23 protein-coding genes are annotated in these 20,002 nt (G+C 37.4%); 3 read left to right on the plus strand and 20 right to left on the minus strand.

Annotated elements, in window-relative coordinates; all coding sequences use genetic code 11:
- Positions 1-46: 46 nt before the first annotated feature.
- From V4D30_RS06105 to V4D30_RS06115, 3 genes are read left to right on the plus strand one after another with little or no spacing between them, the layout of a single operon-like run.
- Complete coding sequence (locus tag V4D30_RS06105) at positions 47-853, plus strand: substrate-binding domain-containing protein (RefSeq protein ID WP_353683437.1); 807 nt, start codon at positions 47-49, stop codon at positions 851-853.
- Positions 850-1,563 (plus strand): ABC transporter permease, encoded by a 714-nt coding sequence (locus V4D30_RS06110; protein WP_353683438.1) that lies wholly within the window; start codon positions 850-852, stop codon positions 1,561-1,563. The genes V4D30_RS06105 and V4D30_RS06110 overlap by 4 nt, the downstream gene beginning before the upstream one ends.
- A complete protein-coding gene (locus V4D30_RS06115) occupies positions 1,554-2,213 on the plus strand; it encodes an ATP-binding cassette domain-containing protein (RefSeq protein ID WP_353683439.1) in 660 nt (219 codons plus the stop codon). Before V4D30_RS06110 ends, V4D30_RS06115 begins: the two co-directional genes overlap by 10 nt.
- Positions 2,214-2,220: 7 nt before the next feature.
- Here V4D30_RS06115 and V4D30_RS06120 read toward each other — a convergent pair whose 3' ends face one another.
- The 20 genes from V4D30_RS06120 to V4D30_RS06215 all read right to left on the minus strand — a co-directional run bounded on the left by V4D30_RS06120 (position 2,221) and on the right by V4D30_RS06215 (position 19,996).
- Positions 2,221-3,039, minus strand: a complete 819-nt coding sequence (locus tag V4D30_RS06120; protein WP_353683440.1) for an ATP-dependent Clp protease proteolytic subunit — start codon at positions 3,037-3,039, stop codon at positions 2,221-2,223.
- A gap of 60 nt (positions 3,040-3,099) precedes the next feature.
- Complete coding sequence (locus V4D30_RS06125; RefSeq protein WP_353683441.1) at positions 3,100-5,241, minus strand: methyltransferase domain-containing protein; 2,142 nt, start codon at positions 5,239-5,241, stop codon at positions 3,100-3,102.
- Entirely contained in the window at positions 5,238-5,648 is a 411-nt protein-coding gene (gene fliW, locus V4D30_RS06130; protein WP_353683442.1) for a flagellar assembly protein FliW, read from the minus strand. Before fliW ends, V4D30_RS06125 begins: the two co-directional genes overlap by 4 nt.
- Positions 5,645-5,863 (minus strand): carbon storage regulator CsrA, encoded by a 219-nt coding sequence (gene csrA, locus V4D30_RS06135; protein ID WP_353683443.1) that lies wholly within the window; start codon positions 5,861-5,863, stop codon positions 5,645-5,647. Before csrA ends, fliW begins: the two co-directional genes overlap by 4 nt.
- 2 nt (positions 5,864-5,865) lie before the next feature.
- Positions 5,866-7,293, minus strand: coding sequence for a flagellar hook-associated protein FlgL (gene flgL / locus V4D30_RS06140; protein WP_353683444.1), 1,428 nt, complete (start codon positions 7,291-7,293; stop codon positions 5,866-5,868).
- Between the two features lie 2 nt (positions 7,294-7,295).
- The gene (gene flgK, locus V4D30_RS06145) at positions 7,296-8,936 is read right to left on the minus strand and encodes a flagellar hook-associated protein FlgK (RefSeq protein ID WP_353683445.1); all 1,641 of its coding nucleotides are present in this window, start codon (positions 8,934-8,936) and stop codon (positions 7,296-7,298) included.
- Positions 8,937-9,377 carry a flagellar protein FlgN gene (locus V4D30_RS06150; RefSeq protein ID WP_353683446.1) on the minus strand — a complete coding sequence of 147 codons (441 nt, stop codon included), beginning with the start codon at positions 9,375-9,377 and terminating at the stop codon, positions 8,937-8,939.
- A complete protein-coding gene (flgM, locus tag V4D30_RS06155; RefSeq protein WP_353683447.1) occupies positions 9,361-9,660 on the minus strand; it encodes a flagellar biosynthesis anti-sigma factor FlgM in 300 nt (99 codons plus the stop codon). Before flgM ends, V4D30_RS06150 begins: the two co-directional genes overlap by 17 nt.
- A 34-nt stretch (positions 9,661-9,694) precedes the next feature.
- A complete protein-coding gene (locus V4D30_RS06160) occupies positions 9,695-10,408 on the minus strand; it encodes a M23 family metallopeptidase (protein ID WP_353683448.1) in 714 nt (237 codons plus the stop codon).
- Positions 10,409-10,415: 7 nt separating this feature from the next.
- Positions 10,416-11,549 (minus strand): flagellar basal body P-ring protein FlgI, encoded by a 1,134-nt coding sequence (locus tag V4D30_RS06165; RefSeq protein WP_353683449.1) that lies wholly within the window; start codon positions 11,547-11,549, stop codon positions 10,416-10,418.
- 12 nt (positions 11,550-11,561) lie between these two features.
- Positions 11,562-12,278, minus strand: coding sequence for a flagellar basal body L-ring protein FlgH (locus tag V4D30_RS06170; protein ID WP_353683450.1), 717 nt, complete (start codon positions 12,276-12,278; stop codon positions 11,562-11,564).
- Positions 12,275-12,946, minus strand: a complete 672-nt coding sequence (gene flgA, locus V4D30_RS06175; protein WP_353683451.1) for a flagellar basal body P-ring formation chaperone FlgA — start codon at positions 12,944-12,946, stop codon at positions 12,275-12,277. The genes V4D30_RS06170 and flgA overlap by 4 nt, the downstream gene beginning before the upstream one ends.
- Before the next feature lie 2 nt (positions 12,947-12,948).
- Positions 12,949-13,737, minus strand: a complete 789-nt coding sequence (gene flgG / locus V4D30_RS06180; RefSeq protein WP_353683452.1) for a flagellar basal-body rod protein FlgG — start codon at positions 13,735-13,737, stop codon at positions 12,949-12,951.
- 13 nt (positions 13,738-13,750) lie between these two features.
- Positions 13,751-14,470, minus strand: a complete 720-nt coding sequence (flgF, locus tag V4D30_RS06185; protein ID WP_353683453.1) for a flagellar basal-body rod protein FlgF — start codon at positions 14,468-14,470, stop codon at positions 13,751-13,753.
- Between the two features lie 119 nt (positions 14,471-14,589).
- Entirely contained in the window at positions 14,590-14,769 is a 180-nt protein-coding gene (locus V4D30_RS06190; RefSeq protein ID WP_353683454.1) for a hypothetical protein, read from the minus strand.
- Positions 14,770-14,774: 5 nt separating this feature from the next.
- The gene (locus tag V4D30_RS06195) at positions 14,775-15,614 is read right to left on the minus strand and encodes an HDOD domain-containing protein (RefSeq protein WP_353683455.1); all 840 of its coding nucleotides are present in this window, start codon (positions 15,612-15,614) and stop codon (positions 14,775-14,777) included.
- Between the two features lie 9 nt (positions 15,615-15,623).
- Positions 15,624-16,679, minus strand: coding sequence for a chemotaxis response regulator protein-glutamate methylesterase (locus V4D30_RS06200; RefSeq protein WP_353683456.1), 1,056 nt, complete (start codon positions 16,677-16,679; stop codon positions 15,624-15,626).
- 12 nt (positions 16,680-16,691) lie between these two features.
- Positions 16,692-17,876 (minus strand): protein phosphatase CheZ, encoded by a 1,185-nt coding sequence (locus V4D30_RS06205; RefSeq protein WP_353683457.1) that lies wholly within the window; start codon positions 17,874-17,876, stop codon positions 16,692-16,694.
- An 18-nt stretch (positions 17,877-17,894) separates the two neighbouring features.
- The gene (locus V4D30_RS06210) at positions 17,895-19,592 is read right to left on the minus strand and encodes a chemotaxis protein CheA (protein WP_353683458.1); all 1,698 of its coding nucleotides are present in this window, start codon (positions 19,590-19,592) and stop codon (positions 17,895-17,897) included.
- The gene (locus tag V4D30_RS06215) at positions 19,592-19,996 is read right to left on the minus strand and encodes a chemotaxis response regulator CheY (RefSeq protein WP_353683459.1); all 405 of its coding nucleotides are present in this window, start codon (positions 19,994-19,996) and stop codon (positions 19,592-19,594) included. Before V4D30_RS06215 ends, V4D30_RS06210 begins: the two co-directional genes overlap by 1 nt.
- Positions 19,997-20,002: the final 6 nt, after the last annotated feature.

Raw genomic sequence — 20,002 nt, forward strand, 5'->3', positions numbered from 1 at the left:
TTTTGTAACCAGTGTTATATTTAAATAAACATATTGGAGGTGTCAAATGAAAATTATAGTAGCTCTGATGTTTTCATTTTTACTTATGGTAAACACTGCAGTAGCTCAGGACAGTGTAATTGTCCTTGCAACAACCACTTCTGTGGAAAACTCAGGATTGCTAAGTCACATCCTGCCTGTTTTTGAGAAAAAAACAGGGATTAAGGTCAAGGTTGTTGCAAGAGGAACAGGTGCAGCAATTGAAATGGGTAAAAGAGGAGATGCTGATGCTGTGCTTGTCCATGCAAAGGAGCTTGAACTTGAAGGTGTAAGAGAGGGTTGGTTTGTAAACAGACACGATGTTTGCTACAATGATTTTATTATTGTGGGTCCAAAAAATGATCCTGCAAAAATAAGAGAAGTTAAAAAAGCAGTGGATGCCTTTAAAAGAATTGCCTCTTCACAGAGCCTTTTTATTTCAAGAGGAGACAAATCAGGCACTCATGTAAAGGAATTACAGATATGGCAGAGGGCAGGAATTGAACCTAAAGGACAGAGGTGGTATCTTGAAGTAGGACAGGGAATGGAAAAGACTTTAAGAATTGCAAATGAAAAACAGGCATACACACTTACTGACAGGGGAACATGGCTTGCAATAAAAGACAAGCTTGAGTTAGCAATACTTTTTCAGGGAGACCCTGTTTTATTTAATCAATACGGCGTTATGGCAGTTAACCCTGAAAAACATAAACATGTAAAATATAAAGAGGCAATGAAGTTTATAAACTGGATAATATCAAAGGAAGGGCAAGAGGCTATAGCATCATTTAAGGATAAGTTCGGGAATCAACTTTTTATTCCAAATGCAAAATGAACTTTATCGTAGAGTCCTTTAAACAGGCATTTTATCTTATTTTACACCTTGATAAAGAGCTGATGGAGATAATTCTTATGTCTCTGAGGGTTTCTCTTACAGCTCTTTTTATAGCAACAATTTCAGGGATACCTTTTGGTGCTTTTCTTGGATTAAAGAGTTTTTCAGGCAGGAACGCATTAATAACACTGGTTAATACATTCATGGGGCTTCCTCCTGTTGTTGTTGGATTGTTTCTCTATCTAATGCTATCGCGTAGTGGACCACTTGGTTTTTTAAGTCTTCTTTATACTCCTACTGCAATGATTATTGCCCAGAGCATTCTCGCATTCCCAATTGTTGCAGCCATTACCCATTCATCAATTGTTAAAGTGGACCCTGCAGTGAAACTCGCTGCAAAAACTCTTGGAGCCACTTCCTTTCAGATAGCAGTTACAGTAATAAAAGAAGCAAGATATGGAATAATGGCTGGAGTCTGTGCCGCTCTTGGAAGGGTTATGGCTGAAGTTGGAGCAATACTTATTGTTGGAGGAAATATTGCAGGATATACCAGAGTAATGACAACAACAATCGCCCTTGAAACGGACAAAGGTAACTTTGAGCTTGCAATGGCACTTGGAATAATACTTCTACTAATTTCCTTTACAATAAACATTGTTTTATTTTCAATTCAGAAAAAAGGCATAAGGGAGTCAATCCAGTGGCTTTAAGCCTTAGTATCTCCAATATTCATAAATCTTATAATGGCAGGATTATCCTTGATGAGTGTTCCTTTTCATTTGAAAAAAGCGGAGTCTATGTTTTAATGGGACCAAATGGCTCAGGAAAATCAACTCTTTTAAGAATATGTGCACTCTTAGAAAGCCCTGATAAGGGTGAAGTTATCTATTCTGATGAAGGAAAAGTTATTGAAAATGATCTAAATCTTAGAAGAAGGATTACTTTGGTTTTACCAAACATTGGAGTTTTTAATGCAACGGTTTTTAAAAATGTTGCCTATGGCTTAGAAGTAAGAGGAATGAACAAAGAAGAAATAAAGGAAAGGGTTGAAAAAGCTCTTGATTTTGTTGGATTGTTACACAAGAAAAGTCAGAATGCCCTCAGTCTTTCAAGTGGAGAAGTAAAAAGAATGGGGATTGCCCGTGCAATTGTTTTAGAACCAGAGGTTTTGTTTCTTGATGAACCAACAGCGTCAGTGGATCACGAAAATACCAAAATAATTGAAGAAATTATTGTTCAGTTAAAACAAAGGCTTAACTCAGTAATTATCATGGCAACCCATGATTATCAATCAGCAAAAAAAGCTGGGGACATCTTTCTTTTTCTTGAAAAAGGAAAACTTACTGTTTCCTTTCCCTAAAAATAGTTTAAACTTTTCCCGTTTTTCTTACAGGAATATATTCTACTGATTGTCTTACAGGTTGAGGATAAAGATTCATAAGAAACATAATTTCTTTTGGCATATCAGTGCTTACAGGAAGTCCTATCTGTTTTGCCTCTTCAGTGCTTATTGGATAATCATGGGTCCACTTTCCTGAAACAAGCTTTTCTGCAATATCCTGAGCTTTTTCAATTGTGTGCTTATGGGAGAGAATCTCTATTATTGTTTCTTTCATCTGTCTTATTGCTTTTTCAGCCTGATCAGCTAAAATTAGAGTATTATCATCAATCTCGCTTAAGGGTTTTTTCTGAAGAACACTTAAAACCGAAACAGCAGGTTGTCCTCCAATCTGGGGGTCAAGCGGACCAAGCACTGCATGTTCACACATTACAATCTCATCTGCTGAAAGGGCAATCAAAGTTCCACCGGACATCGCATAATGAGGGACAAAAACTGTAACTTTACCTTTCTGTCTTGAAAGAGCTCTTGCAATCTGTGTTGCAGCAATAGCAAGACCTCCAGGTGTATGAACGACAAGGTCAATCGGAGTTTCATCATCAGTTAGATGTATTGCTCTTAAGACTTCTTCAGAGTCATTAATGTCTATATATCTCATTATCGGAAAACCAAGAAAACTCATGGTTTCCTGCCTGTGAACAAGAAGTATTACCCGGCTACCCCGTTGTTTTTCAATTTCTGCTATGAGTCTCATCCTCGCATTTTCAAGAAGCTTTTGTCGGATAATTGGCTGAATTGCAATTATTATGAGAAAAATCCAGAAAAATATTGTTGGATCAAGATGCATATTCTACCTCCTCTATTAGCTCTTTGAGCAACCGCCATTTGGGCGATTCAAGTTCAAGGCTCAAAGCTTATCACCTTTTCCCCAGATTATTTCTACTGCTGAGTATTTTATTGCCTTTTTTATGATTTCTTCAAGATTAATTGAATTTTTCCCCTTCACGGCAATGGCATATTGAAAATTACCAAGCAGCCGAGAGTTTAGATAAAGAGGTTTTAAAGTTTCTAAGACGATTGCTTTCGTTAAATTTGTATCAATATTTATAGTCTTTCCATCAGGAAGTTTAAGATTAACACTAAAAGGATTTACTCCTTCAAGAACTGTTCCTGGGATCAAAGGCTCTGTAAATAAATGCACCTCATCAAATCCAGCTTTCTTAAGCGAATAATGAAGTGTCCATGGCTTCCATCGTGTTACATGATGGGGTGGATAATCATTATACCACCATTTGTATTTTCTGTATCCCTTAGCTGTGTTTTCAAATTTATAAAATGGCGGACAGCTTAGAATAAAAATGCCTTCTTGTTTGAGAAGAAAGTATATATCAGTTAAAAATTTCATGGGTTCATGAACATGCTCTAAAACCTCAAAGGCTGTGATAATGTCATAGGGATTTTTAACCTCCTCAGAAAGTTCATCAAGAGTTAAAGCCTGAACAACATTCAATTTAAATTTATCCTTTGCGATTTTTACTGCCTTCTCTGAAGCCTCCATCCCGTAAACTTCAAACCCGAGTTTTTTTGCTATGAGCATAAAAAATCCAGTGGAACAACCAATATCAAGCAGTCTTCCCTTTGGAAGCAGTGACAGAATTGGAATTAATATATTAAATCTCGGTAGTCTGCTCCAGTTCTCTATCTCTACTTTTTCGTCTTTCAAATTCTGATAAAACTCATAAGACAATTCACCAAACTTAAGTAGATTATCATATTCTTTATCGTATGCCTCATCATAATCCATAACCTTCATGGGATAGGTAAACTGCAAACCACAGGAAGGGCATTCAAACACTCTTGCACTATTTATTACTTCAAAGAGAGGTATATCTCCGTTAAAATCACATACAATACATCTTTCAGGCTTTTCATATTCTTTCTGAAGCAGCAATTCAGCATCTTTAAGGGCAAGATAAATGACTTTTGGTGGAATACTGTCTATGCAGGGGCTGTAAAACTGCCTTTTTACCTGAGCTTCAATGCAAGGCTCTGTAGTGGCATGCTGCATGCAGGGAGAAATACATGTCTGCCCTTTATAGTTCGGTGAAACAGGTATAACTGTGGAATAATTTGACGCTCTTAATTCTGCATCAATTGGTCCTGAAATAAGCACAGTAGGCTTACCCAAGCCTGCAGCTATATGAAGCGTTGCTGTATCAGCTGTAATAACAGCATCTGAGAGCGCCACAGAAGCAATCAGATACTTAATATCCTTCATGAAAACTGAAAAGTTTGCAGCCCTTATCCCGTATACATCAAGAGCTGTCTCAACAGTTATGTCTTCATCTGGAAGTGCACATATTACAGGCACATATTCATCCCAGATTAAATCTTCTATTTCTTTTAAAAGTCTTGGAGGTAATGTTCTATGAACAGATGAGGCAAGGTAATGAAAAAGCAAAACTTTTTTACCACCCGAGGCCTCCCTTATTCTGTCAAATCGCTCCTTCATCTCATGTAAAATTGCTTCATCCACAAGTACATCTGGAGTCTCTTTTTCTGCCTTATAAATGTAAAGTTTCCATAAATAGTAATCAATCAAAGAGAGGTTGTCAAACTGTGGTGTATTAACCATCTCTACAACTTTAACAATGTAATCAGCCCTTGCTACCTCTTTAAATGGAATGGGCATAGGAAGTAAATTATCAATATAGGGCAAACCTTCAAGCACAGGCTTTGCTCTTCCAGAGATGCTTACATTAAGAGTCATATCCGGATACTTCTTTTTAATCTCCCTTAATGCAGGCGTCATACAAAGAGCATCACCAATTGCTGCCTGAGCTATGACGAGGAGAGTTTTACCTCTGAGAGGTTCACCTTTGTAAAAAGGTGGAAGCACGCTGTGTGCCTGCTCAAAGGCTGATTTTGCCTGTTCTGGAAGAAGGTTGAACACATCATCAGCAAAGAGAAACTTATCTCCTGGTTTAATATGAAAATCATAACCATTAAAATTCAGCTCAATTCTACCTTTTGCCTTCCAGACTTTCACTTTCTTATTGGCTCCTTAAAGCTGTATCTTTCATCTTCAAGGAGAATCTGGACCCCAATTTTTTTATTCCTGTTAATTACAAAAGGAGACTTAAGATTGGCTGCTACTCCATCGTTGTATTTTAACAGTGCTACATAAACCTCTATATCCTCTTGCTTTTCTGCTTCAAGTACTGATGCAATCTCCTCACTGAGTTCAAATCCATAGGTAGGGAAATAGTTAAATGGAGAGACAACAAGCATTGCCACATCAGGGTCATCCACGGCAATAAGCCATTTTACAGGATCAATAAGCTCCTTTAGAATAAATCTCTCAAAGGGAACTCCAGGGATTCCGTAGGGAAAGTTAATTATTTCATTTTCATCAATCTGAAGTTCACCAAATCTTTCTGTATTAATCTTTATCACTTTATCAAATCCTCCGCTTTTAATTCCTTTGAAGCCTTCAATGCCTCTATGTTACTCTCTTTGAGTTTTTCATATAATTCTTCTCTAAAAATGGGAACACCCTTTGGTGCTTCAATGCCGATTTTTACCTGAGAGCCATCAACATCAACGATTTTAATCAGAATATCATCGCCCACTCTTATTGATTGACCTTGTTTTCTTGTAAGTATTAACAAAGCTACCTCAGAAAATCAAAAAGATTACTACGGAAAAAGTCCGTTAATGTAACCCTTAATGCCTGCAGTACTGTCATCCTCTGATTAAGCTCTGAAATAACCTGAACAGCATCTACATCACGATCATTTGAAAGAGACTGTTTAGTGTTTGTTTCCACATCAAGGTTATAGTCTGAAATATTTTCAATTTTGCTAAGCCTTGCTCCAATTTGAGACTGCTGTGAGTAAAGTTTGTCTGCAATTTTGTCAAGATATCCTACTGCTTTCTGAATTCTTCCTTGATCATTGTTTTCAAGGGCTACCTTAAGAAAATAAAGAGCTCTGAGATAGTAGTTTTCATTGAGATAGTTGTTATTGAAGCTGTAGTAGTCAGGATCAGCGGGATCGGTTATGTAGTTGTATCCATTTATGTTTTCCTGAAAACTCATTGAAACATTGCCAGATTCAGGATTATAAGCTAAAAGATTGAGATTATCTGCTGATGGAGCATTTACATCAATTCTTATTTTGTCTGCTTTTCCATTGGGAATGCTTGAAATAACCAGTCGGTAGTCAGGAGAGGCTGAAGTTCCTGTATTTACAACCCATGCTTTCACATATCTGGAAACCTGTGGATCATTGTTTATTGCATCTCTAATGTCATTCAAAGAAGCATTAGCTGAAATATTAACAGTTACAGCCTGATTATCTGCAAACTTGACTGTTAAAGTTCCTCCATTGCTGGTGAAAGATGATGAAGGATCAGTTATAGGACCACCTGAAGGCTGTGGCATTAGCAAAGCTCCAAGAGGATCTGCATCATAAGGAGCATTAGGGTCTAAAGTAAAGTTGTAATTATAGGGAGTAAAAACTTTCAAACTTCTGTTAGGATCTAACGGATCTACTGTATAGGTAAAAAACTCTGTTGCTGGAAGATTCACAGCTACATCAAGGAAAAAGCTTATATCAAGATACTGAAAATTGGTGTCTGCCTGATAAAGCCCTGTTTGAGCATTAACTGGAGCAGTATCTGCCTTAAATCCAGCAAAAATATATCTTCCTGCTACCTTTGTATTTATTGTTTCAATACTTCTCTGAATTAATGTATCCACTTCTCTTGCCAGTGCCAGTCTATCAATAGCTGAAAGGGTATCTGTTGAACCCTGAACAGCGTAAGTTTTTGCCTTTATCAGCATGTTTTTAAGATCATCAATTGCTGTTTCAATGGAAGAGTTGTAGTTTTTTGCCGTATCCATCACTCTCTTGTACTCATCAAGAGCAGAAATTTCAGAGTTATATTTGACAATTCTTGATACAGCTACAGGATCATCCCCTGGTGAAAGGACCCTTTTGCCTGTGGCAAGTTGCTGTTGAGCTTTATACATTGCATCAAGCTGTTTGTTAAGGTCATTCAAAAATGTTTTGTAAAAAAAGCCTGTTGTAACTTTCATGGTTACCTCACCATATCAAAGAGGGTTGAAAGTATTTCATCGGCAACTCTTATCACTCTTGCTGAGGCTTCGTACATCTTCTGATATTTAACGAGGTTTACAGCTTCTTCATCAAGACTTACACCTGAAATATCCTGCCTTCGCTTTTGCATCTCCTGAACCAAAGCATCCTGAAAGTTTTTTTGAGTCTGAGCACTTGAAGAGTAAACTCCAATTTCTGAGACAATTGACCTGTAGAAATCTATTGGCTTTGCATTTCCGATTATTTGCCCATCAAGCAATCCATATACTGCCCTTGCATTTTCATTATCCATTGGACCACTTGTGGAACCTGTTGGATCACTCTTAGCAGCAGCGATCTTGTTTGTATCTGTAATGGCAACTCCAAAATAAAAGGATGTGTTTGGTTTTATCTGGAAGGTGAAATCAAGATTGTTTGATGGATTTTTTAATGTTATCTCAATGTCATTAAAGCTTAACTTATAGTAAGTGTCCGTTCCTTCTGTCCATGAAGTTACTGTGGGAGTAACAGAAGAAGAAGTTGTGTTGTCTGTTACTGTCCAGTTAGTTCCGTCAAACTGAATTCTGTATTCATCATAAGTGTTTGTATTCATGCTATTTATTTTGAATGTAATATCGTTATATGAACCCGCTGTTAAATTTAAATCGTAAACTGGCTTAAAAAAATTATTCCCCGTGCTTCCATCAAGTCCATACCCTAATCTATGCTGGGCATTTACTGCTTCTGTTAAATCAAAAACAAACATGTTAAGCTTATTCATATACTCAGGAATTACATTATCTCTTAAATCAATCTCTGCTTTCAGCTTTCCACCCTGAATTAATTGGGTTGCATCAATGCTTCCTGAAGCTGTCTCAACTGTAAAACGCATGTTCTGATTGCTGTCCAATCCAACACTCATATGGTAAACCTTTCCACCGTCAACAAGAGGCATTCCACCAAGTAAAATTGAGTATCTTCCTGCATTATCCTCAAAATATGTTATCTGAACAATGTCATTGAGCTGTTTTACAAGATTATCTCTCTGATCCTTTGCATCAAGAGAACCCGGGCTTGCAGCAATCTTTTCATTCAATTCATTTATCTGGTCAAGATATTGGTTTACCTGATTAACGAGATTCTGACTGTCCTGATATATTTCGTATCTTTCATCAATTAGTGACTTGTATGAAACATTCATTCTCTGAGCAAGATAATTTGCTTTGTCAAGAAGTAGGGAGCGCTCTGTTGTTCCCTGTGGATTCTGGCTTAGTTCCTGCCATGCATTAAAAAAGTCATTTATTACATTGCTGAGTGCTACATCTGAAGCATCATTGAATATGTTTTCAAGTCTGAGCATTCCATTCTGAAGAACATCCCAGTAGGCAGAACGAGAACTTTCTGTTTTAAGCTGAAGATCTATAAAAGAATCATACATTCTTCGTATATCAGAAAGCTTTACTCCTCTACCTGAAACTCCCTGAGCACTTATCACTCCTGATGGCATATTTTCAAATATAACATCCTGCCTTGTATAACCCTCTGTTGCTGCATTGGCAATATTATGAGAGACAACTTCAAGAGCCTTCTGATATGTTAAAACACCTGTTTTACCGATATCAAAAAGAGCAGTCAGTGCCATTTATGCCTCCTTTGAAAGGCTCTGCTTTGGTGCGATGCCGAAGGTTTCAAGAAATTTTATTGCTGTTTTAATGTGAATTATTGAGCGATCAATAAGCTGCTCATTTATTTTCTGAATTTCTCCAATAGCACTTAAAAGAGTCTTCATTGCCGAATATATTTCTCTGAGTCTTTGAGCATCCTCTGAGTTTTCAATCTGAGAGATTATCTCAGAGAGAGATTTATCAGATAAATCATGCTTTCCAAGAAGCTTTTGTCTTTCCTGCTCCCATAAAGACAGTTTCATTATAACTGTTTCTTTGTCTCTTAGTATTCTTTCAAGTTCATCAGCCCTTAATGCAACAATAGCATCTCTTTCTTCTGAGACAATTTTATAAAGAACTTCAAGCAGTTTTTTTTCTTCATGAAGAATTTTTAAAAGCTCTTCATGCAAGCTTATCAATTAAAGCCTCCTTAATCATCTTTCCCGCTATTTCACTTCCTTTAACTTCATAGGTGCCTGAGTTTATTGCATTTTTAAGCTCATCCACTTTGTCAGCTCTTATATCTGGAATATTGCTTACTTCTACCATAAGCCTTGCGATATTCTTTGCTGCCTCGGATAGAGTAACTTGATCTTTTGTAAGAACCTCTTCTCCTCTTTCTGGAGTCTTACCCTGTGATTTTTCAGGTGCGATCTGAGCATTCGGTGCTATTCCATCTATTCTTATTGGTCCTCCTATCATTTAAAACACCTCCTTTGTTTCATGCATTGTTTTTTTAAATCGTCGGTTTTTCAGAATTATTTATCATAGCCAGAGGATTAACCGCTACTCCATCTTTGCGAACCTCAAAGTGAAGATGAGGACCAGTTGTTCTTCCTGTTGAACCTGAAAGAGCAATAATACTCTGAGATGTAACAACATCTCCAGTTTTAACAAGGTTTTTTGAGTTATGAGCATAAACTGTCTGAATTCCATTTTCATGTTCCACAATGACACAGTTTCCATATCCACCCATCCAGCCGGAGTAAACAACCTTCCCGGATAAAACAGGTTTAACAGGTGTACCTTCAGGAACTGCTATGTCTACTCCATTATGATGTCTTAGCTTTCCATCTATTGGATCAATTCTTAATCCAAAGGATGATGTTATTCTGCCTGAAACTGGTAGAGAGAGCTTATTAGACAGATTATTTTGTGGTTCCTGTTTTTCTGAAGGAGGTTTCAGTTCAATTTTCTGGTTTTTTGAAATGCTGTTTAAAAAATTGGGATTTTCAGTTAAAAATCTACCAATTCCTACATTACCAGCCATCATTTCTGCTATCTGAGGAATAATAACTGTCATATAGGTGGAAGTCGTTCCGTTAGAAAAAGAGGTGCTTTCAAACATAACCTTTAATAACTCTGTAAGAAAAACTGTTTCAATTTTTTTTGAGAGTTCTTTTGTATCATTAAAAGAATTCAATGTCTGTGTATCAACTCTGCTTATCACAGCTACCTCACATTATTACTAAATCTGCCTTTAATGCACCAGAGGTTTTCAATGCCTGAAGTATTGATATTAAATCCTTGGGTGTTACTCCCAGTGCATTTAATGCTTTTACGAGTTCTCCAACTGTGGAACCCTGTACTTCTAACAAAGATGCCTGTTTTTCTTCAGCTTTTACTTCAGTTCTTGGAACTGTTACTGTCTCTGCTCCTCTTGGAGCTAAAGGAGGCGGTTGAATAACCTGAGGAGTCTCTTTAATTGTAATTGTTAAACCACCATGAGCCAGTGCTACAGGAGTTATCTTTACATGAGAACCAATAACCACAGTGCCTGTTCTCTCATTTATGACAACGCGGGCTGGTAAATCAGTGGAGACTTCAACTTTTTCAACTTCAGCCATGAAATCTAATACATCTCCTCTGTAGTTTGGTGGAACATTCACTGCTACTGTTCCCGGATCCAGCGCTTTTGCAATACCTGCTTTAAAAGTCTCATTTATTTTTTCAGCAATGTTTCTTGCAGTAGTTATATCTGGAAATTGAAGAAGAAGCTGAAGTTCACTCTTTGCATTTAAATTAACTGCAACAGCTTTCTCCACAATAGCTCCTTCTGGAATGTATCCCACGTTTTGATGATTTTTTGTAGTCTGAGCAGCTCTTCCTGCTGCAATAAAACCACCTATTGAAATAGGTCCCTGTGCCAGTGCATAAACCTCTCCATCAGGACCTGTAAGAGGAGTCATGAGAAGTGTTCCACCCTGAAGAGACTTTGCATCCCCAATGGAGGATACCTGAACATCTATCTTTGCACCTGGCTTAACATTTGTTGGCAATTTTGCAGTAACCATTACTGCTGCAACATTTTTAACCTTACCTTTCAAATCCTTTACATTTATTGTAATTCCCATTCTGCTGAGCATATTGGCAATAGGCTGATAAAGATATGTTCCATCTTTGTCTCCTGTGCCGTTTAATCCAACAACAAGACCATAGCCAACAAGCTGATTTTCCCTCACTCCAGCCCAATTGGCTATATCCTTTATTCTTTCAGCAAAGGAAGTGGATACAAGAAAAAGAATTAAGAAAATAATGCACAGACTCCGCATGGCTAAAGCTTCTCGTGATGAGATTTTAGATTCTCTCATGCCTTTCCTCCTTTAAAAGGGCCAGATTTTATCAAGTAATCTTACAAGCCAGCCCTGAGACTGTTTGTCTCCCAGTGTGCCTTCTCCTACAAGATATATCTGAGCATCTGCTACATACTGACTGAGAATTGTGTTATTCTGGCTTATATCGTCAGGTCTTATAATACCTCTTAATACAAGAATTTCCTTTTCATTGTTAACGATGATTTCTTTTCTTGATTCAATAACAAGATTGCCATTGGGCAAAACCTCCACCACCTTTGCGGTAATTGTTCCAGTAATACTGCCTGCTCTTTCCGTATCTCCATTTCCTTTAAAATCGCTCGTTGCAGAGCCTTTAACAGACGGAGAGAAAACTTTCCCTGCCTTGTAAAATCCATTTATAAGTGGAAGATTCTGGATGTTAAAATCCGTGTTCATACCGAAGAATGTGTCAACTCCATAGTTCGTTGACGAGTCTCTTGATGCAGTGGTTGAAGCTTTTTTCTGTGCTGATGTTGATTCATTTATTAAGATTGTTACAAGGTCATTTACTCTTCTTGCTTTTCTATCTTCATAAAGTGAAGCCCTGTTTTTCCATAAAGAGCCTTCAGTTGTTGTCTGAGCCTGCGGAGGTTCTGGATAATACTTTGGAGGCATTCCAGCGTTTTTAATATCTCTTACTTCTTTAAGCTCTGAACAGGATGTAAGAAAAACTATAAAAAGGCTTACTAAAATTATTTTTTTCATAATGATACCCTCACTTTGTCTTTATCTATAAGTTTGCCTACAATTTCCTTGCCAGTTTGAATACAGATAATACGGGCATTCCCTCCAACTACAGCGTCAGATTTTAAGACACCTTCTGTCATTATGATAACCTTTCCAGCATTTACTATTACATTTACTTTGCTTCCTTTTTTAACCGGCGTGTTAGGATAAAGATATTCTTCTTTAATAATTAAACCTCTGGCGAGGGTTCTTTTTACAACCTTTCCTACTATTAAGTCACGCTCTGTAATGGCTCCAGCAGGAATTCTGCTTAAAGGTTGTTTTATTTCCATGATGTCTTCTTCTGTAACAGATTCACCTCTTTTTATTGACCTCTGAGTAACATAAACAGTGGTTAAAATTTCATAATTTGCCAGAGCTCTATGCTGTCTCTTTCCACAATTAAATGTGAACTCTACAGAGTTTGGTCTTTTTATTTCCCGAATTTTTAAATTCTCTGGAATACAACCTTTCTCAGGTTCAAATCCTATAAATCTTATCTGTCCAATCTGAACTTCTTTGTTAAATGATAATTTTTTCATCTCCTTTGCAAGAAGTTGAGCTAAAACGCCCGCTTCAAAGGCAAAGCCTGAAGAGCTCAGTAAAAAAGAGATAAAAATTATCACTAAGGTTAAAAGCTTACGCATTTTTACCTCTTAAGGGCAGCCACTGTCTGTAACATTTCATCAGATGCCTGCACTGCCTTGGAGTTGATATCAAATGCTCTCTGAGCAATTATCATATTTGCAAGCTCTTCAACAATGTTTACATTTGACATCTCAAGAAAACCCTGAACAATTCTTCCTCTTCCTTCTGTTCCAGGAGCTCCAGTTACAGGAGTTCCAGAGGCATCTGTTTCAATAAAAAGATTTTTTCCAATTGCCTGTAACCCTCCTGGATTTATAAATCTTGCAAGTTCTATGGTTCCTATCTGGACAGGTGCAACTGTTCCAGGCTGTAGCACAGTAACAGTGCCATCTGCTCCAACTGTTATTTTTAATGCATCAGCGGGAACTGTAATTCCCGGTTCAATTGGATATCCATCGTTTGTCACAATCCTTCCATCTTTATCAATTCTGAAATTGCCTGCTCTTGTGTAGGCAATTGTTCCATCAGGAAGAGTCACCTGAAAAAATCCATCTCCATCAATTGCCAGATCAAGGTCATTACCTGTGTTTACAAGATCTCCGGGAGTAAAAAACTTTGCTACAGCAACAGGCCTTACGCCAAGACCAATCTGAATTCCAGTAGGATACTGGGTTCCATCATCAGAAGGTGCACCGGGATTGATAATGTTTTGATAAAGCAGGTCCTGAAACTCTGCTCTTCCTTTTTTGAATCCTGTTGTATTAACATTGGCAAGATTATGGGATATTACATCTAAATTTAACTGCTGGGCTGTCAGCCCTGTTGCTGCTGTAAAAAGAGACCTTAACATGGTTTACCTCCTTTTAGATTCTTGCAATTTCACTTACTGCTCTCTGTGCAAGCTGATCAAAATTTAAGGTAACTCTCTGAGTGAGGTCAAAGTTCCTTATAGCCTGAATCATCTGAACCATCTCACTCATTGGATTTACATTTGAAGACTCTATCCAGCCCTGTAAAATCTGACCATGAGCCTCACCAGCTTCTGTTCCTTCATAAAGGGATTGCCCAATATGTCTAAGATTATTTAATTTTACAAGTTTAATGCGTCCAGCAGGATTTCCATCAATGAAGATACTACCATCCTTTGCAATCTCTATTTTTGTTCCATCTATTACTATCGGATTGTTATTTTCATCAAGAACCCTTAATCCTGCCTGTGTAACAAGATAGTTTTCCCTGTCTCTTGTAAATGAGCCTCCACGGGTGTATAAAATCTTATTGCTCTGTCTTACAGCAAAGAATCCATCTCCCTGTATGGCAAGGTCAAAGGGATTTTGTGTTTGTTTTAAAACACCCTGAGATGTATCAATATACTGAGTTCCAAAATATGTTTGCACCCTCGCATCCTGATAAATAGAATTGGGCTCAACGGGTCTTCCTGAAAGCAATGGATAAAGCCTGCTTGCAAACTGCTGTCTTTTATATCCTGTGGTATTAATGTTGGCAAGATTATTTGCTACAGCATCAACTTCATACTGCCTCATGCTCATTCCAGTCATTGTTATGTAAATTCCTTTATACATCCTTACCTCCTCTTGAAAACAATAAAGCAATAACTATGCCAATGCGATTTTCTTAAAAACTATTGCTTTACATAGAAGTGAAGTTTGCTTTAATGGGAAATTTTTTCCTGAATGGAATTTTATGCTTCAATATCTATTTTATGTTCTGAAGATTCTTTAGGTGCAGTTTTTTCCTCAGGCTGTTCTTCCTTCTTTTTAAACTTTTTTCTCAGTTTATATTTTGCAAAAACAGAACCCTCCCTTACAGGTTTTATGGCTCTGTAAGGGTTCAGAGGGTCTATTCTGTCTTCAGGGCTCATTTTTTTTAGCTCAATAAATAGTCTTTTTGTTGTTCAAACTTAATTTTAAAGAGTCCTATAAGTTCATTTATAGCATCTTTTGTCATACCAAGAGATTCAAAGTCTATTTGAGTTGTAAAAGGCTCTTTTAATCCTATTCCGAGATTGAGACATATCTGGTCTGCAACCCTTACAATATTGCAGATATCGGCAAATGCCTGATCTTCGTAATCTGGATAGGGATATGTATGATGATAGGTTATTACCATTTCAAGTTTTTCAGGAAGCCTCCACTTCTTTGCGATGAGACTACCTATAACAGCATGATTAAATCCCAGTATTTCATCTTCAATTTCTATTACTGGACGATTTTCCTTATACATTCTTTCATAAATTTGAATGTACATTTCTGGCATTGCGTTGTTTATAACTGTTTTACCAACATCATGGATTAATCCACATACAAGAGCCTCATCTGAAGTTACCATATGAGTTACCATGGCAAGCAAACTTGAACACAAAGCTACTCCAAGAGCATGTTCCCAGAGTCTTTGCTCAAACACTCCGAAATTTCTGTGTAAATCTTTTAATGAAGTTGCAATAACGAGTGATTTAAGAGTTTCAAACCCAATGAGAAGTATTGCCTGTGGGATATCCTCAATTTTTCTGTCGCGGCCATAGTAGGGAGAGTTTGCTATTCTCAAAAGTCTTGTGGCAAATCCCTGATCGCGGGAGATTATTTCTTCAAGAGTCTTTAAAGAAGCATAATCATCATGAATAAGGCTCATAACTTTCATGGCAATTGGTGGTAAAGAAGGTATATCAACTGTCTTAAGAATTATTCTTTCTATAATTTCTTCCTGCAAAATTGCCTCCTATACAGCATTTATTATTTCACCTGCCATTTCTTCAAGAGACACCACTTTATCAGCAATGCCAGCTTCCACAACTGCTTTTGGCATACCATATACTACACAGGTTTCCTCATTTTGTGCAAATACTCTTCCGCCTGTTTCCTTAATTTTCTTACATCCTTTTGCTCCGTCATTACCCATTCCTGTTAGTATTACTCCAAGACTTCTGCCAGGAAAACACTCTGCCACAGATAACATTAAAACATCAACGCTCGGACGATATATGAACTCTTCTTTATCTTCTGAAATGGACACAAAGGTTTCAATTCCTCTTCTTTTAAGTCTCATATGTCCTCGGCCCGGAGCAATGTATACGATACCTGGTTTTATAGGTTCTCCTTCTTCAGCTTCTTTTACTGAAAGCTGGCTCAACTGGTCAAGTCTTTCTGCAAAGGGCTTTGTAAAATTAGGTGGCATGTGCTGGGCAATAACTACAGGAACAGGAAAGTCTTTTGGTAGCTTTGGAATAATCTCCTGAAGTGCTTTAGGACCTCCTGTGGAAGTTCCAATGGATACTATTCCGATCTTTCTTTCCGTAGTTACTCTCACTTTAGGAACTTCAACCTTGGGGATTTCTATTTTGGGCTCTGTGGCTTTGACTACTGGTCTTCTTTTTACAATCCCTCGTTTGCCAATTGTTTTAATCTTTTCAATCAACATTCCCTTAATCTTAACGATATTTACAGAAAGTTCGGCAAGATTTTTGGGTATAAAATCTATTGCACCAAGCTCCAGTGCTTCAAGGGTTACCTTTGCTCCTTCTGTTGTAAGAGAGCTAACCATAATAACAGGAACAGGGTATTTTTGCATTATCTCCTTTAATGCAGTTATACCATCCATTCTTGGCATTTCCACATCCATTGTTACTACATCAGGCTTGAGTTCCTGAACCATCTGAACAGCTTCAACTCCATCCCTTGCTGTTCCAATTACCTTAATTTCAGGGTCTTCCTGCAACATGGCTGTTATTGCCTTTCTCATAAAGGCTGAATCATCAACAACAAGAACCTTAATCATAGCTGAATCTCCTTAAAAACCAAATTCTTTAAGAAGCTCATCAACATCTTCCTGTGAAACTTTTTCAACTTCCTTTTTAGCTGCTTCCTTTTCTTCAATTTTCAACCCAAAAGTGGTTATAAGACGAAGAAGCTCTATCTCAAGGTCTCCTACAAGAGTAATCACCTTTTTAAGAACCTGTCCTGTCAGATCCTGAAAAGACTGAGTTGTAAGAATCTCTGTTAAATCATCTTCAAGAGAATTTTTAAACTCTCTAAGAAATTCTACACTTTCTGAGGGTCCTTGAAGCCCTCTTATGTGATTTGCAAGGTCATCCATTTTTAAAATATATTTTTCAACAATCTCCATTGTTTTATTTGCTGCTTCCTCTGTTTTATCAATGACCATCTGAAGCTGATCAACTGCTCTTGGCATCTGTTGAGTAGCAATTTCCCTAAGTCTTGGATCAAGGGCTTCTCTAAAGCTTTTTAAAGAATCATGAAGTTTCCGTGCAACTTTTCCCACTTCTTTAAATAAATCACTCTGGCTTTTTTGAATTATGTTATTCATTATTCTGTCTGCCTGCTCATAGTCTCCCTGTGTTACTGCGTTCATAAAATTGGTTATTTCTTCCAGCAAAACATATTTTGGATCATCCTTTGCTATACCTTTCTTTTCGTAAAATTTTACAGGATCTATGACTTCAGTAACTGTTACTTCTCCACCAATTCCACTGACTTTTTTCACAACCTCAACCCTGTCTCCCTCATCATGAACCTCTACTATTTCTTCTTCAAAAAGACTCTGGTCTTCTGACGGAATTAATTTTTTTGTATCCAGCAAAATAAGCAGTCTATCATCTAAACGGGCAACACCTTCTATCTGGGTCTGACCATGCTGCATAAACTCATCAGCAGGTTCAACACTTGTTTCATCTATGTTTACCACTCCAGTAATATCATCTACCAGTGCACCAAAAGTTATCTTTCCTGAGGAAACAACAATTACTTTTCCTCCATTGTTTTCTTCTGGAATACCAAGAATTCTTTTTAGATTTACAATTGGAATTACTCTACCACGAAGATTTGTAACTCCCTCAACATAAAAGGGTACCCCTGGCATTTTTGTAATTTGAGGAAGTTTAATAATTTCCTGAACTTTAAGAATGGGAACAGTATATTCGTTTTTTTCCAGAATAAAACCAATGTACTGTTTCATTTTCTCTCTCCCTTAAATTTATTTTACAGTCAAAACTTTTCTTGAGAGCACGGCAAGGTCAAGAATCAACACAACCTTACCATCACCTGTTATAGTTGCTCCCATTATTCCACATTCTTCAGAATCCACACCATTTATGGTTTTTATAACAATTTCTTCCTGTCCCAGAACAGAGTCCACAGATATGCAGAATCTCCTGTCTCCCACACTTGCTACAAGAACATACTTTCTATCAGTTTCTGCATCACCTGTTGCACCCAGAATTTCATTTAACATGAAAAGGGGCAAAACCCTGTTTCTAATTGTAAGAACCCTCTGTCCTGTTACCTCTTTGATTTCATTGATGTTTATTCTTAATGTTTCTTCAATCATGGATTGAGGTATGGCATATGTTTCGTCTCCAACTTGAACCATCATAGCCTGAATTATTGCCAGCGTAAGGGGTAAGCTTATCCTGAAAGTTGTTCCTTTATCTTTTTCAGTAAATATCTCTACATATCCGTTGAGTTTTGCCACATTGGATTTAACAACATCCATTCCTACTCCTCTACCACTCAGTTCTGTTGAGACATCCTTTGTGGAAAAACCTGGCAGAAAGATTAAATTGATTAATGCCTCTTCAGACATTTTTTCAGCTTCTTCAAGGGTAATAAGCCCCTTTGTAATTGCCTTTGCTTTAACAGCTTCAACATTTATTCCTTTACCATCATCTGAGATGTCTATGACAATCTGAGTTCCCTTCTGATATGCATTTATAACAATCTTACCCTTTGATGGTTTGCCCTTTGAGATTCTCTCTTCAGGGGACTCTATTCCATGGTCTATTGAATTTCTTATGATATGAACAAGGGGGTCTCCAATATGCTCAATGACTGATTTGTCAACCTCTGTATCTTCACCAATAATCTCAAGATCAACTTCCTTTCCAAGTGTTCTTGCAAGGTCTCTTACCATTCTCGGGAATTTTACAAATACCTTTTGAAGAGGCTGCATCCTCATCTTCATTACAGCAAGCTGAAGATCTGAAGTAACTCTGTCAAGAAATGCAGTTGTTTCAATAAGTCCTTCTATGTGTTCGTCGCCTGCATACTTTGCTTCAAGTTTGTTGGAAAGATTAAGAAGCCTGTTACGAGCAAGAACTATCTCTCCTGCAAGATCCATAACCTTGTCTATTCTTTCGACATCAACCCTGAGAGTGGAGACTTCTTTTTCCTTTTCTTTTGGAGCCTGTGCAGTGGGTTCTCTGTGCTCTGGAGTGCTAACCTCCTGAGATTCAATTTTTTCAACCTTTTCAATAGCTTCAGTGGTTTCTGAAACCTCTTTCTCAGAAGCTTTCTGAAGAGCACTGTCAAGTAAATCAAGAACTGGCTTAATATCTTCTTTGGGTTCTTCTTTTGCTTTAATATGAGAAATCAAGATTTTTAATGTATCTACTGCTTTAAGTATTGCATCGGTAAGTTCTGGCGAAATTGAGATCTCCCCTTCCCTGACTTTCTTCAGAATTGTCTCAGCTCTGTGAGCAACATCCACAACATTCTGAAATCCAAGAAATCCAGCAGCTCCTTTGAGAGTATGCATTCCTCTGAATATTTCGTTTATAATTTCAGGATCCTCACCCTTACTTTCAAGCTCCACAAAAAGAGGATCAATCTGTTCAAGAATTTCCTCAGCTTCCACTATAAATTCATTTATTATCTCATCCATCTCATCAGCCATCATTGCCCTCCTTTAAGAGACGGTTTTTTCTGGGCGATTTTTTCAAGCTTTTCTTTAAGAACCTCTCCTGTAAAGGGTTTTACTATGTAGTTGTCAACGCCTGCTTTAATTGCCTCAATGACCCTCTCCTTTTCTGCCTCTGCCGTAACCATGAGAAATGGTATATCCTTAAGTTGAGGGTCACTTCTTATGTGTTTTAAAAGTTCTATCCCTTCCATTACAGGCATGTTCCAGTCCGAAACCACAAGACCATAATCACCACTTTTTAACTTTCTTAAAGCATCTTCTCCATTTTCTGCCTCTTCTATGTTTTCAAATCCAAGCTGTTTTAAAAGATTTTTTATAATTCTTCTCATGGTTGGGAAATCATCCACTACCAGAACTTTTATTTTAAAGTTAAACATCTCAAG

Origin of the sequence: Thermodesulfovibrio sp. 3907-1M (genome assembly GCF_040450955.1) — a bacterium.
Classification (GTDB): Bacteria; Nitrospirota; Thermodesulfovibrionia; order Thermodesulfovibrionales; family Thermodesulfovibrionaceae; genus Thermodesulfovibrio; species Thermodesulfovibrio autotrophicus.

Bases quoted from the DNA above. Each gene is read 5' to 3' on its own strand.
- V4D30_RS06215 (WP_353683459.1), bottom strand. From the start codon at position 19,996: ATGTTTAACTTTAAAATAAAAGTTCTGGTAGTGGATGATTTCCCAACC.
- V4D30_RS06120 (WP_353683440.1), bottom strand. From the start codon at position 3,039: ATGCATCTTGATCCAACAATATTTTTCTGGATTTTTCTCATAATAATT.
- V4D30_RS06210 (WP_353683458.1), bottom strand. From the start codon at position 19,592: ATGGCTGATGAGATGGATGAGATAATAAATGAATTTATAGTGGAAGCT.
- flgF (WP_353683453.1), bottom strand. From the start codon at position 14,470: ATGTATAAAGGAATTTACATAACAATGACTGGAATGAGCATGAGGCAG.
- V4D30_RS06190 (WP_353683454.1), bottom strand. From the start codon at position 14,769: ATGAGCCCTGAAGACAGAATAGACCCTCTGAACCCTTACAGAGCCATA.
- flgA (WP_353683451.1), bottom strand. From the start codon at position 12,946: ATGCGTAAGCTTTTAACCTTAGTGATAATTTTTATCTCTTTTTTACTG.
- flgM (WP_353683447.1), bottom strand. From the start codon at position 9,660: ATGATAGGAGGACCAATAAGAATAGATGGAATAGCACCGAATGCTCAG.
- V4D30_RS06170 (WP_353683450.1), bottom strand. From the start codon at position 12,278: ATGAAAAAAATAATTTTAGTAAGCCTTTTTATAGTTTTTCTTACATCC.
- flgL (WP_353683444.1), bottom strand. From the start codon at position 7,293: ATGAAAGTTACAACAGGCTTTTTTTACAAAACATTTTTGAATGACCTT.
- flgG (WP_353683452.1), bottom strand. From the start codon at position 13,737: ATGTTAAGGTCTCTTTTTACAGCAGCAACAGGGCTGACAGCCCAGCAG.
- flgK (WP_353683445.1), bottom strand. From the start codon at position 8,936: ATGGCACTGACTGCTCTTTTTGATATCGGTAAAACAGGTGTTTTAACA.
- V4D30_RS06110 (WP_353683438.1), top strand. From the start codon at position 850: ATGAACTTTATCGTAGAGTCCTTTAAACAGGCATTTTATCTTATTTTA.
- V4D30_RS06200 (WP_353683456.1), bottom strand. From the start codon at position 16,679: ATGATTAAGGTTCTTGTTGTTGATGATTCAGCCTTTATGAGAAAGGCA.
- V4D30_RS06205 (WP_353683457.1), bottom strand. From the start codon at position 17,876: ATGAAACAGTACATTGGTTTTATTCTGGAAAAAAACGAATATACTGTT.
- V4D30_RS06105 (WP_353683437.1), top strand. From the start codon at position 47: ATGAAAATTATAGTAGCTCTGATGTTTTCATTTTTACTTATGGTAAAC.
- V4D30_RS06165 (WP_353683449.1), bottom strand. From the start codon at position 11,549: ATGAGAGAATCTAAAATCTCATCACGAGAAGCTTTAGCCATGCGGAGT.